This is a genomic window from Phyllobacterium sp. SYP-B3895 (assembly GCF_009647635.1).
Classification (GTDB): Bacteria; Pseudomonadota; Alphaproteobacteria; order Rhizobiales; family Rhizobiaceae; genus Phyllobacterium; species Phyllobacterium pellucidum.
Window position 1 is genome coordinate 478,015 of the sequence record NZ_WJIG01000003.1, and the last position, 14,350, is coordinate 492,364.

The window sequence follows — 14,350 nt, forward strand, 5'->3', positions numbered from 1 at the left end:
TTAAGATTCGCGCGAAACTGTTGATATCCACGGGAAAATTAACTGAGAGCGCAAACAAACCGCCGCCAGCCGCCAATTCGTTTTAAGGTAAGGCGAGGGGCCAGTTTTAGCGATGGAGAGGAAACGATGAAGAACAGACTTTTTGTGGCGATGGCGACAGCCTCACTTCTTGTGCTTGCCGGTTGCGGCGAGAGCGAACAGAAATCGGAACAGGCTCCGGCTAAAACCGAAGCGCCAGCTCCGGCTCCCGCCCCGGCACCAGCGCCTGCGCCTGCTGCCCCGGCGGCAACCGAGACGCCCGCGGCTCCCGCAGCCCCTGCCGCGACACCCGCAACGCCGATGAATGCTCAAGACACCTTGAACAAGCTGAAAGAGCAGGCAGCGACGATGACGCCTGAGCAGAAGCAGTCAGCGGTAGCGACGGCGCGCAAGGCTGCCGAAGACGCTGCCAAATCGGCTGGTCAGACCGACGACCAGGCCAAGGTCGCTGCCGACGAGGCGGAGAAGGCGATCAAGGACGCCCTCGGCATGCAATAGCGCTTGCCGTTCGGCCGGGCGCTCCGCCGTCCGGCCGACGGTGGTGCGCGCCATGCGGCAACGCGTCCACCGCCGCGACATTGATATGGCTCTCGCATTTGCGAATGAATTTGAATAAAACGAAGTCATGTCGATTTGGCGCCGCATCAGCGATTTCATTACCAGCACTGCGATCGATGCATTCTCGAGCATCATCGAAGCCGTCCGAACCACGTTTGAGGGCGATCCGGAGACGCGCCGGCGCGTGGCTTTCTCCATTGCGATGATTGCGCTTTCGGCGAAGATGGCAAAGGCTGACGGCGTCGTGACGCAGGCCGAGGTGAATGCGTTTCACGAAATATTCCATGTCCCGCCGCAGTATCAGGAGCAGGTTACGAGCCTCTACAATCTCGCAAAGCAGGACGTAGCCGGCTATGAGGCCTATGCGACGCAATTGTCCGGGCTTTGCGGCACCGGCAAGCCCAATTGCAAGATGCTCGAAGACATTCTGGATGGGCTCTTTCACATCGCCAAGGCCGACGGCGCCCTGCATGACAAGGAACTCGTTTTCCTCGGAACCGTGGCTGAAATCTTTCAGCTCGACGAAGAACAGTTCGACCGGATACTCGCGCGCCATGTCGGCCTAGGCCAGACGGACCCTTACCGGGTCCTTGGCCTTTCGCACGGCGTCAGTTTCGAAGAGGCCCGCAAGCAGTACCGCGCGCTGGTGCGTGAGAACCACCCGGACGTTCTGATCGCTCGCGGCGTGCCGGAAGAATTCATCGCCATCGCCAACCAGCGCATCGCAGCGATCAATGCCGCCTGGGACCGGGTTGAAAAAGACCTGAAGGCGTATGAGCGGGTTTAAGCCGGACCACCTTTCCGCCGACGTCCATGCCTCGCCCAATTTCGGGCCGCGCAAGGACGGCAAGCGACCGTCATATCTCATATTGCACTATACCGGCATGGAGACCGGCGAGGCCGCCCAGAACTGGCTCGCCAATCCCCAAAGCGAAGTCTCCGCGCACTACGTCGTTCATGAGGATGGGCGGATCGTGCAGATGGTGCCCGAGAGCGAACGGGCCTGGCATGCAGGCCAGAGCTTCTGGAAGGGCGAGACAGACATCAACTCCTGTTCGGTGGGTATCGAGATCGTGAACGGCGGTCCGCTTCTCGGTTTTCCCGATTTCGAACCCGTCCAGATCGATGCCGTCATAGACCTTTGCAAGGGCATCGTATCCCGCCATGGCATCCGGCCCGAGGCGGTGCTTGCCCATTCCGACATCGCTCCGGCGCGCAAGATCGATCCCGGCGAGAAGTTTCCCTGGCCTGTCCTCTACGATGCCGGCGTCGGTCACTGGGTGAAAGCGTCGCCGATCAGAGGCGGGCGTTTCTTCACGCTCGGCGATCAGGGCCAGCCGGTCGAAGCGCTGCAGTCGATGCTGGCACTTTACGGCTATGGCGTGCCCATCGACGGGGTCTTCGGAAACGCGACACAATTGGGCATTTTAGCGTTCCAGCGCCATTTTCGCGCCGAAAAGGTCGATGGAGTCGCCGACATGTCAACTATCGAGACCTTGCATCGACTACTTTATTCGCTGCCTGCTCTCTCTGCGTAAGCGTTTGAACCAAAAAACCTTTTCCGGCTCGTTTTGTGCAATGCAACCTATATATATCAATGGGTTACATTTTGTTATTTGGCCGATCAATATTCGGCTGCATTGGACCGTCAAATCCTTGGCCAGTGTTCCGGCTCTGCCCTTTTGATTTTTGGCACGGAACGATCCCGGTGTGCACATTCGTGTCGCCCAAGCTTCTAGACGGAAAACGATGAACAAAAAATTTGGTATGATTCTCGCCCTTTTCGGGGCGATGGCCCTCTATGGCTCAAATTCAGCACTCAGCAGCCCGGCAGAGCCGAACAGTATCGCTGATTACATCAAGTTGAAGCGTGAACGGGAAGCCCAGGCAAAGGCCAAGGCAGTTCCGGCCGCAAAAATCACCCAGTCGAAGGAAAAGGGTAAACGCGTCGTCGCCAAGGCGCCGGCAACGAAAAAGGCAGCTGCCAAGCAGCAGCGCGTCAGCAAGAAATCCGCCTCGCACAAGCGCCCGGTCGTTCAGGCCAAGGCCCGCATCAAGACCACTGTCGTCAACGAGACCATTGCCAGCGTCGATACGATGACGACGGGGAGCATCGCCTCTGCCGGCGCTTCGGCGATCGGCGGGACCAAGTATTCGACGATCATCAATTCCTACGCCGCCTCCTATGGCGTACCGGTCGCGCTTGCCAATGCCGTCATTCGCGTTGAAAGCAATTACCAGCCCAACATGACCGGCAGCGCCGGCGAAATCGGCCTGATGCAGATCAAGTATGAGACGGCCCGCGGCCTCGGCTATACCGGTACGCGCCAGGCGCTGTACAACCCGGAGGAAAATATCCGCTGGGGCATGAAATATCTTGCCGGCGCCCATAAGCTCGGCAACGGCACCACCTGCGGTACGATCCTGCGCTACAATGCCGGCCATGGCGCGACGCGCATGAACCCGGTTTCGGCCAATTACTGCGCCAAGGTGAAGCTGGAGATGGCATCCAACTAGGCTTTGGGTGCAATCACCGCATGATTTGAAAGGCCGGGCCGGACGCCCGGCCTTTTTTCGTTTGCGTTTTTCGCGCGAAACGCCTTTATACGCGTCGCCAGCTGGCCGGGCAGCCGCGCATGTCAAAAGCCGAAAGGCGGCATGTGAGGAAAGTCCGGGCTCCAGGGAAACACGGTGCCGGATAACGTCCGGCGGGGGCGACCCCAGGGAAAGTGCCACAGAAAGGAAACCGCCCCGCCTGTATTTCGGCTGCGACCGCGCAACGCGGTCCGAGCCCAAATACTGGCGGGGTAAGGGTGAAAGGGTGGGGTAAGAGCCCACCGCGCAACTGGTAACAGGGGCGGCATGGCAAACCCCACCGGGAGCAAAACCGAATAGGGACGGCGTGCCGGGCGCAAGCCTGGCGATCAGTTTCCGGGTCAGTCGTCCGGGTGGGTTGCAGGAGGCGGGCGGCAACGTCCGTCCAAGATGAATGGCTGCCGCGTCGGGCGTGAGCCCGGCCATACAGAACCCGGCTTACAGGCCAGCTGGCAACTTCTATTCCATTGATGATCGATCACTGTGAAGCCGCTCGGCGAGCGGCTTCACAGTGAATGCGAACGCGTGAATCTGGCCTTTCCTAACGCTTCATTAAGCTTAATGAGCGATAAATTTCAGAATCGCCGGTAGTGCGCCGAATTGACGGCTCATTCCCTATCCGTGTCCGCTGGTCCCATTGACGCCCATAGTGCCCCATGATACCGATTGATTTCATCAGTAGCGTTCATTCGACACGGTGTCCCCCGCATTACGAACACGCATGCCAGGGCTGGCCATGGGCTGACCATGCCGATGCCTTGTCCGAACCATCGGAAGTTAGAACCATTGGCACCCCGAAAAATGCGGACGGGGCGGAAACGGCGGTGTTACGTCTTGAACCGGTTCCTCGGGAATATAACGAACAGGATCGACGCCAAGGGACGGGTCTCGGTGCCGGCGCACTTCCGTTCGATTATCCAGAAGGCCGGTCACGCGGAGCTCTATGCGCTGCGTTCTCTGCATCTGCCTGCCCTCGATGTGGGCGGGCCGGAGCTTCTGAGCCGGTTCGACAAGCGTCTGGAGAGCGAGGATCCTTTCGCGGAGACGGCGGACGACATGTCCTTCTACCTGCACGCCGACGGCGGCTTTCTGAAGCTCGACGGGGAGGGGCGGATTACGATCACGGATTTCATCCGGGAGCATACGGGCGTCTCGTCGGATGTGACCTTTGCGGGCGCCAACACCCACTTTCAGATGTGGCATCCGGATCGTTTCGAAGCGCATCGCACAACGGTGCGGGAACGCCTCGCGGAAAAGCGCCAACTCGAGACGCTGAACGGGGGCACTCGATGACGGCATCCGACGACCGGCACATTCCCGTCCTGCTCGACGAAGTCATCACGGCGTTGCAGCCGCAGCCGGGCGAATTGATTATCGACGGCACGTTCGGCGCGGGCGGCTATACGCGCCGCATTCTCGAAACAGGCGCGTCGGTTACGGCAATGGATCGCGATCCTTCCGCGATCGAGGCAGGCCGCGCCATGGAAAAGGAATTTGCCGGGCGTCTCACGCTTGTCCAGGGCACGTTCTCGACGCTTGATCAGGTTGCCTTGCTGGGCGGCGCGCCCGATGGTGTCGTTCTCGATATCGGCGTCTCCTCCATGCAGATCGACGAAGCGGAGCGCGGTTTTTCCTTCCAGAAGGACGGGCCGCTCGACATGCGCATGTCGAGTTCCGGACCAAGCGCTGCCGATGTGGTCAACCGCCTGAAAGCGGGCGACCTTGCGCGCATCTTCAATTTCCTCGGCGAGGAGCGCCATGCCGGGCGTATTGCGCGCATGATCGAAAAGCGCCGCGCCAGCGAGCCGTTCATCCGCACACGCGATCTCGCCAACGCGATCGAAGCGCTGGTCGGGCGCAATCCGAAGGTGCCGATCCATCCGGCGACGCGCGTGTTCCAGGCGCTGCGCATCTTCGTCAATGACGAGCTGGGCGAACTTGTGCGCGCGCTCCACGCGGCCGAAAGAGTGCTGAAGCCGGGCGGGCGTCTTGTCGTTGTCACGTTTCATTCGCTGGAAGACCGTATAGTCAAGCGATTCTTCGCCGATCGTTCGGCAAGTGGCGGCGGATCGAGGCATCTGCCGCAGGTCGAACAGCGGCTGGCAAGCTTCACGCCGATCGGCAAGGGCATCGTTGCTCCGAGTGAGGCTGAGGCCGAGCGCAATCCGCGCGCCCGGTCCGCAAAGCTGCGCGGCGGCGTCCGCACAACCAATCCACCGCTTGCCGAGGACCATTCCATTTACGGCCTGCCCAACCTGCCCGCATTCCAAGATAAGGCGAGGAACTGATCCGTGCTGCGCACCTTCGATATCATATTGATAGGACTGATGATCGCGGCGGCCGCCGTGACCTACAAGATAAAGCACGATGCGGAAAAGCAGATGGCGCAGGTCAGCAAGCTCGAACGCATGATTGCCGATGAGCGCGATACGATCGACCTGCTCAAGGCCGACTGGAGCCTGCTCACCCAGCCCAATCGCCTGCAGAAGCTGGTGGAGACCTTCCAGGGCCAGCTCGACCTGCAGCAGATGGAAGCGCAGCAGATCGTCAACATCGACGAGTTGCCGCAGCCAAAGCCGGCATCGGACGGGCTTGATGATGTCGCTAACATCATCACCGAGGCGAATGCAGGCAATACGATAAAGACGGACGCGACGCTGACCGGCAGCGTCAAGAAAAGCAGCGCAGCCGTTCCAGGCGCAAAGCCGAAGGGGCATTGATGATGGCAGCGCTGTGGATCAAACGGAAAAAGAACCTTCTCGAAGCGGGCGTTGCGCCGGCCTTCGCGCTTGACGCGAAGAAGAAGAAATCCGGCAATCGTGCGCGCAATCGCGTTGTCATGGCCATTGCCGGTTTCATGGGCATATACGGCATTATCAGCGGCCGCCTGATCTATTACGGCATGCAGGAAGATACGACCGGTTATAATGGACCGACTGGCGCCGTGCTTGCCTCGCGTCCCGATATTCTCGACCGCAATGGCGAGGTGCTGGCGACCGACATCAAGACGGCGTCCCTCTACGCCGAGCCGCGCAAGATCATCGATCCCGACGAGGCGATCGAACTTCTATCCACCGTTCTGCCGGATTTGAACTTCGAGCAGACCTATAACCGTCTGAAGAGCAATGCGGGCTTCGCCTGGCTGAAGCGCGGTTTGACGCCGCAGCAGAAGAGCCAGATCATGGCGCTCGGCATCCCCGGCATCGGCTTCAGGACCGAGAAATCGCGCTTCTACCCGGGCGGGCCGACCGCTTCGCACATTCTCGGCCTCGTCAATATCGACAATCAGGGCATTGCCGGTATGGAGAAATACATCGATGAGCAGGGTCTTTCGGACCTGCGCGATGTCGGGCTTGCGGACAGCCGTTCGCTCGAACCGGTTAAGCTGTCGATCGATCTTCGCGTCCAGCACGTGGTCCGCGATGTCGTCGTCAATGCGATGCAGCGCTACCGCGCCATTGCCGCGGGCGCGGTTGTCCTTAACGTTCATACGGGCGAAGTCCTGGCGATGGCCTCCGCTCCGGATTTCGATCCGAACAACCCGTTCAACGCGCTCGACAAGGACAGGCTCAACCGCATGTCCGCCGGCACCTTCGAAATGGGCTCGACCATCAAGAGCTTCACGACGGCGATGGCGCTCGATTCCGGCAAGGTCAATATCAACAGCACCTTCGACGCCAGCCGCCCGATCACGATCGGCCACCAGACCATTCGCGACTTTCACGGCAAGCATCGCGTGCTGACCCTGCCTGAAGTCTTCATCTATTCGTCGAACATCGGTTCGGCAAAGGAAGCAGACGTCGTGGGCATCGAGGGTCACAGGGCGTTTCTGCATCGTCTCGGTCTGCTCGACCGCATGCAGACCGAGTTGCCGGAAGTAGCGCGCCCGATGGAACCGAAAGTCTGGAAGAAGGTTCACTCGATCACCATCGCGTTCGGTCACGGCATGGCAACAACCCCGTTGCAGACGGCCGTCGGCGCCGCCGCCCTGATGAACGGCGGCAAACTGATAGAGCCGACATTCCTGCCGCGCACGGAGGAGGAAGCCACCAAGGTTGCCAAGCAGGTCGTCAGCGAGAAGACGAGCGAGGACATGCGCTATCTCTATCGCCTGAACAGCGAGAAGGGCTCCGGCGGTTCAGGCGCGCGGGCGAACGTTCCGGGCTATCGCGTCGGCGGCAAGACCGGAACGGCGGAAAAAGTGGTCAACGGCCGCTATTCGAGCGATGTCAGGTTCAATGCGTTTGTCGCGGCGTTCCCGATCGACAAGCCTGAATATGTGGTGCTGACCATCATCGACGAGCCGAAGCCAGAAGAGGGCAAGGTTGCGGCAACTGCCGGCTTGAACGCCGCGCCGATGGTTGCGGACATTATTCGCCGTTCGGCATCGTTCCTTGGCGTCAAGCCGGATTTCAAGGAAGAGAACATGGCAGCGCCAACGATGGTGTCGTTCGATGAATAGCCACAGCTTCGCTCGCGAATGCCCCAGAAACGACTCAAAACGATGCGTTTTGCGAGCAGAATCGATGATTCTTGCCCTTATGAGATGAAAAGTTTTTGAAAATGGGTTCCACTGCGGCCATGCAACTTAAAGATCTGAACGGAATTCCTGAAATCGCTATCTCCGAACTCGGCGATAAGACGATAACCGGATTGACGTCGGATTCGCGCAAAGTGGAACGCGGTTTCCTGTTTGCTGCGCTGAAGGGCTCCAAAGCCGATGGCGCAACCTATGCGGCGGACGCTGCGTCGCGCGGGGCCGCGATCATTATTACCTCCAAGGGTGCGAAGCTTGGCAAGATTGCCGTTCCGATCGTTTATGTCGACGATCCGCGCCGCACCCTCGCGCTTGCTGCTGCAAGCTTCTACAAGCTTCAACCAGATGTGATGGTGGCGATCACCGGCACGAGCGGCAAGACATCGGTTGCATCCTTCACCCGCCAGATCTGGGCGCAGGCGGGCTTTGCCTCCGCCAGCATCGGCACCACCGGTGTCGTATCGCCCAAGCGCGACGACTATGGTTCGCTGACGACGCCCGACCCTGTCGAACTCCACAAGCTGCTCAGCGAGCTCGTCGATGAGGGCGTTACCCACGCCGCCATGGAGGCTTCCTCGCACGGTCTCGACCAGCGCCGCCTCGACGGCGTGCGTCTCTCGGCCGGCGCCTTCACCAATCTTGGCCGCGACCACATGGACTACCATGCGACGGTCGAGGAATATCACGCCGCCAAGCTGCGGCTCTTCACGGAACTGCTGCCGAAGGGTGCGCCGGCGGTCATTTTTGCCGATGACGCCTTTTCCAAGCCGACGATCGCTGCTGCCACTGACGCTGGCTGCAAGGTGCTCACCGTCGGGCGCAAGGGCGATTTCATTACCTTGAAACGCGTCGAGCACGAGCGCTTTCGCCAGCACGTCGAGATGCACATTGCCGGGGAAATCTTCGAGATTACCCTGCCGCTCGCCGGCGACTTCCAGGTGGCGAACGGCCTTGTCGCGGCGGGCCTTGCTATTGCCACCGGCGTTCCGCCCGCAGCGGCCGTGCGCGGCCTCGAGCGCCTAAAGGGCGCGCCGGGGCGGCTCGACCTCGTCGGTGCGACAGAGGAGGGTGCGCCCGCCTATGTCGATTACGCCCACAAGCCCGACGCGTTGGAGAACGTCCTCGCGTCGGTGCGTCCGTTCACGACCGGCCGCGTCATCGTCGTCTTTGGCTGCGGCGGCGACCGCGACAAAGGCAAGCGCCCGATGATGGGCGAGATCGCGACGCGCCTCGCCGATGTGGTCATCGTCACCGACGACAACCCGCGTTCAGAAGTGCCTGCCACCATTCGCGCCGAAATCCTTGCGGCAGCGCCGGGCGCCATAGAAATCGCTGACCGCCGCGAAGCGATCCGCCATGCGGTTTCGATGATGAAATCCGGCGACACGCTGATCGTGGCCGGCAAGGGCCATGAAGAAGGCCAGACAGTCGGCGATGTCGTTCTGCCGTTCTCCGATCATGCAGAAGTCGGCTCGGCGCTGAAAGACCGTCTGGCACGGGAGAGCGGCGCATGAGCCTGCTCTGGACCTCGGATGCCATGATCGAAGCGATGAACGGGCGGCCCATCGGCAAGTTGCCGGAGGGCATCACCGGCATTTCCATCGATACCCGTACCCTGAAACAGGGCGAGGCATTCTTCGCCATCAAGGGTGACGCGCTCGACGGACACGATTTCGCCACCGCGGCGGTCGCTGCGGGCGCGGCGCTGCTTGTCGTTGCGGAAGCGAAACTGCCGGCGCTCGGCAAGTTGAAGGCACCGATGATCGTCGTTGATGACGTGCTCGCGGCGATGACGCGGCTCGGCATTGCTTCACGAACGCGCTCCCATGCACAGATTATCGCGGTGACCGGATCGGTCGGAAAGACTACGACCAAGGAAGCGTTGCGGCATGTGCTTGCCACCAGCGGGAAGGTTCATGCCTCGGCGGCGTCCTTCAACAACCACTGGGGTGTACCGCTGACGCTTGCCCGCATGCCGGCCGATACCGATTACGGTGTGTTCGAGATCGGCATGAACCATCCCGACGAAATCCGCCCCCTGGTCAAGATGGTGCGCCCGCACGTCGCGCTGATCACGCTCATTGCGGCGGCGCATCTTGGTCATTTCAAGAATCTTCAGGAAATTGCTACCGCCAAGGCGGAGATTTTCGAAGGCGTCGTTCCCGGCGGCTACGCGCTTCTCAACCGAGACGACAAGCATTTCAAACTGCTCGAGAAAATGGCGAAGGATGCGGGCGTCGAGCACATCAAGACCTTTGGTGAGAACGCCCGGGCAGATTATAGACTGATCAAATTGAAACTCCTCGGCGATTGTTCCTGCATGACAGCGCGGCTCGCCGGCGAAGAAGCCGTGGTCAAGATCGGAGCGCCCGGCCGACATATTGTGCAGAACGTTCTTGGCGTCCTCGGCACGGCGCATCTGGCCGGTGCAGACATGGCCAAGGCGACGCTTGCTCTTGCCTCGCTGCGCCCGGAAAGCGGGCGCGGGGCGCGCCATACGCTGGAAGTGGCAAAGGGTACGTTCACGTTGATCGACGAGAGCTACAATGCCAACCCGGCCTCCATGCGCGCCGCGATCGAACTGCTTGCGGCGGCAACCCCGACCGGACGCGGGCGGCACATCGCCGTGCTCGGCGACATGCTCGAACTTGGCAAGCAGGCGCCGAAACTTCATGCGGAACTCGCTTCAGTGATTGCCGACAACCATATCAACATGGTTTTTCTCGGCGGTCCTGAAATGGCGGCGCTCAAGGCGGCCATGCCGGTTGAATTTCATGCCGAATACAGGCAGAGCGTAGAGGAACTGCAACCGCAATTGCTGAAGACGATCCGGGCTGGTGACGTGATCATGATCAAGTCATCCAAGGGGACTGGATTCTCCCGGATCGTGAAAACGCTCTTGCAGAAATACAATTCCATCGAGCCTGCCGGTCCAGCCGAGTAAGCTGCGGGGATGGGGAAAGGGCTCTAGCCACATGCTTTATTATCTCGCCGGTCTGGCGGAACATATCCAGGCGCTGAACGTGTTCCGCTATATTACGTTTCGGACCGGCGGTGCGCTGATTACCTCGGCGCTCATCGTTTTTCTGTTCGGACCCCGCATCATCGACTCGCTGCGCATCAGGCAGGGCCGCGGCCAGCCGATCCGCGCCGACGGCCCGCAGACGCACTTCAAGAAGGCAGGCACGCCAACCATGGGCGGCCTCATGATCATGACCGGGATTCTCCTGTCGTCGCTGCTCTGGGCCAACTGGTCGAATGTCTATGTGTGGATTGTTTTGCTCGTCGCGCTGTGCTTCGGCGCCATCGGCTTCTACGACGATTACCTCAAGGTCAGCAAACAATCGTTCAAGGGATTTTCGGCCCGCGGGCGTCTCGGCATCGAGTTCCTGATCGCGGGGCTGGCCGGTCTCGGCATCATGTGGGCGGGACAGGAACCGTTTTCGTCGTCGCTGACCTTCCCCTTTGCCAAGCAGTTTATCATCAATCTCGGCATCTTCTTCATCCCGTTTGCTGCCTTCGTGATGGTCGGCGCGGGCAACGCCGTCAATTTCACCGATGGTCTCGATGGTCTTGCCACCGTCCCGGTGATGATCGCCGCAGCTTCCTTCGGGGTTATCGCGTACCTTTCCGGTAACGCGATTTTCGCCGATTATCTGCAAATTCACTTCGTGCCCGGCACCGGCGAGCTCGCCGTCGTCCTTGGCTCCGTCATCGGCGCGGGCCTTGGGTTTCTCTGGTTCAACGCGCCCCCCGCCGCCATCTTCATGGGCGACACCGGCTCGCTGGCGCTTGGCGGTCTCATCGGGGCTGTTGCCGTCGCAACCAAGCACGAGATCGTCCTTGCCATCATCGGCGGCGTCTTCGTCATGGAAGCCATGTCCGTCATCATCCAGGTGGCGTCGTTCAAGATGACCGGCAAGCGCGTGTTCCTGATGGCGCCGATCCACCACCATTTCGAAAAGAAGGGCTGGACCGAGAGCCAGGTCGTGATCCGCTTCTGGATCATCGCCGTCATTCTCGCGCTGATCGGCCTTTCGACGCTCAAGCTCCGGTAGGCCGCATGATCCCCGCCCATTCCATGAAGGACAAGACCATCGCGCTCTTCGGGCTCGGTGGATCGGGCATTGCGACCGCGCAGGCGATCGCCGCGGGCGGGGCCAAAATTATTGCATGGGACGACAACCCGGAAAGCGTCAGGAAGGCGCAAGGCGCCGGCATCGAAACCGGCGATCTTCGAAACGTCGACTGGAAGCAGTTTTCCTCCTTCGTCCTGTCGCCCGGCGTACCGCTGACGCATCCGCGCCCGCACTGGAGCGTCGATCTTGCGAGAGCAGCAGGCGTTGAGATCATCGGCGACGTCGAGCTTTTCGTGCGCGAGCGCAATCGCGCCGGCAAGAACAGCCCGTTTATCGCCATCACCGGCACCAACGGCAAGTCGACGACAACTGCCCTCATTGCCCATATCATCAAGGCTTCGGGCCGGGACGTGCAACTTGGCGGCAACATCGGCACGGCGGTGATGACGCTGGAGCCGCCGGCGGACAATCGCTTCTATGTCGTCGAATGTTCGTCCTACCAGATCGACCTTGCGCCGTCCCTCAATCCGACGGCAGGCATACTCCTCAATCTGACCCCGGATCACCTCGACCGGCACGGCACGATGCAGCACTACGCCGAGATCAAGGAACGTCTGGTGGCAGGAAGCGAAACGGCGATTGTCGGTGTCGATGACAGCTACTGCGCGGCGATAGCAGAGCGGCTGGAGCGGACCGGCAAGCATGTTGTTCGTATCTCCAAGCGCATGCCCATCGAGAACGGCTATTTCGCCAAGGGCTCCGATCTCGTCCGCGCCAGGAACGGCGATACGTCGGTCGTCGCCTCTCTTGCCGGCATCGGTTCGCTCAGGGGCGAGCACAATGCGCAGAATGCGCTTGCCGCGCTTGCCGCCTGCCTCTCGGTCGGGCTGTCGATGGAAGAGATCAATCTGGGCCTGCGCACGTTCCCCGGCCTTGCGCACCGCATGGAGCAGGTAGCCAAGCTCGGCAATACCCTGTTCGTCAACGATTCCAAGGCCACTAATGCCGACGCGGCGGCGCCGGCGCTGTCGTCGTTTCCACGCATCTACTGGATCGCCGGCGGACTGCCCAAGGAGGGCGGCATTGCCTCGCTTGCGGGCTTCTTTCCGCGCATTGCCAAGGCCTATCTGATTGGAGAAGCCGCTCCGCAATTTGCCGCGACGCTCGGCGATGCAGCGCCCTTCGAAATTTCCGGCACCATCGCCGCTGCCGTCGAACATGCGTCCCGCGACGCCGCAAGCGACGGTTCGGGCGAACCTGTCGTGCTGCTTTCGCCTGCCTGCGCCAGCTTCGACCAGTTTCAGAACTTTGAAAAACGCGGCGAGGCATTTCGCTCCGCCGTTCTCGCGCTTGCGGGCGCATCACCAATTGGAGGCATAGATGGTTAGTCGTATTGACCGTGGTCCCGTCGCCGACTGGTGGTGGACGATAGACCGATTTCTCCTGGCGGCCTGCCTGGCACTGATGGGCCTCGGGATTCTCCTGTCTTTTGCCGCAAGCCCCGCCGTTGCCGAACGCATCGGCCTTGAGAGCTTCTACTTCGTCAAGCACCAGTCGATGTTCATGGTGCCGGCGGTTGTCGTGATGTTCGCCGTATCATTCATGGCGCCGCGCACCATTCGCCGCTTTGCCATCATCCTGCTCGGCGTTTCACTCGTCGCGATGGTAGGGGCGCTGTTCTTCGGCATCGAGGTCAAGGGCGCGCGGCGCTGGGTTTCGCTTGCCGGCGTTTCGATCCAGCCGTCGGAATTCATGAAGCCGGCCTTCGTCATCGTCTGTGCCTGGCTCTTCGCCGAGAACGAGCGCCACAGGGATATTCCCGGCAATCTCTTCTCCATGATGCTCTTCGGCGTGGTGGCCGCGCTTCTGGTGGCGCAGCCCGATCTTGGACAGACGATCCTCACGGCGGGCACCTGGGGCGCCATGTTCTTCATGGCAGGGGTTCCGTGGCTTTGGATCATCAGCCTCGGCGTGCTCGGCATGGTCGGGTTCTTCGGCGCCTATACGGTGTTTCCGCACGTCGCCGGTCGTATCGACCGATTTTTGACCGGTGAAGGCGACACGTTCCAGGTCGATGCCGGCCGCGAGGCGATCATACGCGGCGGCTGGTTCGGGCAGGGACCAGGCGAGGGCACGATCAAGCGCATCATCCCCGACAGCCATACGGACTTCATCTTCTCGGTGACGGCCGAAGAGTACGGCATTGCCCTGTGCCTGCTCATTGTCGCGATCTTCGCCTTCATCGTTATTCGCGGGCTGACGATCGCACTCAAGGAGCGGGACGACTTCACCCGCCTTGCAGTGTCAGGTCTCGTCATTCTCTTCGGCTTCCAGTCGATCATCAATATCTCCGTCAATCTCCACCTGATGCCGGCCAAGGGCATGACCCTGCCATTCATTTCCTATGGCGGCTCGTCGCTTATCTCGGTCGCCATATCCACCGGGCTGCTGCTTGCTCTGACGCGACGCAGGCCTGAAGCGCGGCGGTCGGCCACGCTCGGCAGCGCGAACATGCCTTCCATGGCGGGCGCACGCTGAGGGG

12 protein-coding genes, 1 other RNA gene and 1 pseudogene are annotated in these 14,350 nt (G+C 60.9%); all 14 read left to right on the top strand.

The window, feature by feature from the left end; genetic code table 11:
* Positions 1-126: 126 nt before the first annotated feature.
* The 14 genes and pseudogenes from GF108_RS14845 (at position 127) to ftsW (ending at position 14,346) form a co-directional block, all read left to right on the top strand.
* Positions 127-537, top strand: a complete 411-nt coding sequence (locus GF108_RS14845; protein ID WP_139202489.1) for a hypothetical protein — start codon at positions 127-129, stop codon at positions 535-537.
* Positions 538-664: 127 nt separating this feature from the next.
* On the top strand, positions 665-1,384 hold the full coding sequence (locus tag GF108_RS14850) for a DnaJ family molecular chaperone (RefSeq protein WP_091922309.1): 720 nt from the start codon (positions 665-667) through the stop codon (positions 1,382-1,384).
* Positions 1,371-2,135 (top strand): N-acetylmuramoyl-L-alanine amidase, encoded by a 765-nt coding sequence (locus GF108_RS14855; protein WP_091922307.1) that lies wholly within the window; start codon positions 1,371-1,373, stop codon positions 2,133-2,135. Before GF108_RS14850 ends, GF108_RS14855 begins: the two co-directional genes overlap by 14 nt.
* A 211-nt stretch (positions 2,136-2,346) precedes the next feature.
* Positions 2,347-3,114 carry a lytic transglycosylase domain-containing protein gene (locus tag GF108_RS14860; RefSeq protein ID WP_153668633.1) on the top strand — a complete coding sequence of 256 codons (768 nt, stop codon included), beginning with the start codon at positions 2,347-2,349 and terminating at the stop codon, positions 3,112-3,114.
* Positions 3,115-3,211: 97 nt separating this feature from the next.
* Positions 3,212-3,649, top strand: an RNA gene (rnpB, locus tag GF108_RS14865) — RNase P RNA component class A.
* A gap of 377 nt (positions 3,650-4,026) precedes the next feature.
* Positions 4,027-4,485, top strand: a complete 459-nt coding sequence (mraZ, locus tag GF108_RS14870; protein WP_153668634.1) for a division/cell wall cluster transcriptional repressor MraZ — start codon at positions 4,027-4,029, stop codon at positions 4,483-4,485.
* Positions 4,482-5,480, top strand: a complete 999-nt coding sequence (gene rsmH, locus GF108_RS14875; protein WP_153668636.1) for a 16S rRNA (cytosine(1402)-N(4))-methyltransferase RsmH — start codon at positions 4,482-4,484, stop codon at positions 5,478-5,480. Before mraZ ends, rsmH begins: the two co-directional genes overlap by 4 nt.
* 3 nt (positions 5,481-5,483) lie before the next feature.
* Positions 5,484-5,912, top strand: coding sequence for a hypothetical protein (locus tag GF108_RS14880; protein ID WP_027231910.1), 429 nt, complete (start codon positions 5,484-5,486; stop codon positions 5,910-5,912).
* An 83-nt stretch (positions 5,913-5,995) separates the two neighbouring features.
* A pseudogene (locus GF108_RS14885) lies at positions 5,996-7,654 on the top strand (peptidoglycan D,D-transpeptidase FtsI family protein); the annotation flags it as partial.
* A 119-nt stretch (positions 7,655-7,773) separates the two neighbouring features.
* Positions 7,774-9,243 carry a UDP-N-acetylmuramoyl-L-alanyl-D-glutamate--2,6-diaminopimelate ligase gene (locus GF108_RS14890; protein WP_153668638.1) on the top strand — a complete coding sequence of 490 codons (1,470 nt, stop codon included), beginning with the start codon at positions 7,774-7,776 and terminating at the stop codon, positions 9,241-9,243.
* Entirely contained in the window at positions 9,240-10,673 is a 1,434-nt protein-coding gene (locus GF108_RS14895) for a UDP-N-acetylmuramoylalanyl-D-glutamyl-2,6-diaminopimelate--D-alanyl-D-alanine ligase (protein WP_153668639.1), read from the top strand. Before GF108_RS14890 ends, GF108_RS14895 begins: the two co-directional genes overlap by 4 nt.
* Before the next feature lie 31 nt (positions 10,674-10,704).
* Positions 10,705-11,787: a phospho-N-acetylmuramoyl-pentapeptide-transferase gene (mraY, locus tag GF108_RS14900; RefSeq protein ID WP_027231906.1), complete on the top strand. Its 1,083-nt coding sequence runs from the start codon at positions 10,705-10,707 to the stop codon at positions 11,785-11,787.
* Between the two features lie 5 nt (positions 11,788-11,792).
* Positions 11,793-13,196: a UDP-N-acetylmuramoyl-L-alanine--D-glutamate ligase gene (murD, locus tag GF108_RS14905; RefSeq protein ID WP_153668641.1), complete on the top strand. Its 1,404-nt coding sequence runs from the start codon at positions 11,793-11,795 to the stop codon at positions 13,194-13,196.
* On the top strand, positions 13,189-14,346 hold the full coding sequence (ftsW, locus tag GF108_RS14910) for a putative lipid II flippase FtsW (protein ID WP_153668643.1): 1,158 nt from the start codon (positions 13,189-13,191) through the stop codon (positions 14,344-14,346). The genes murD and ftsW overlap by 8 nt, the downstream gene beginning before the upstream one ends.
* Positions 14,347-14,350: the final 4 nt, after the last annotated feature.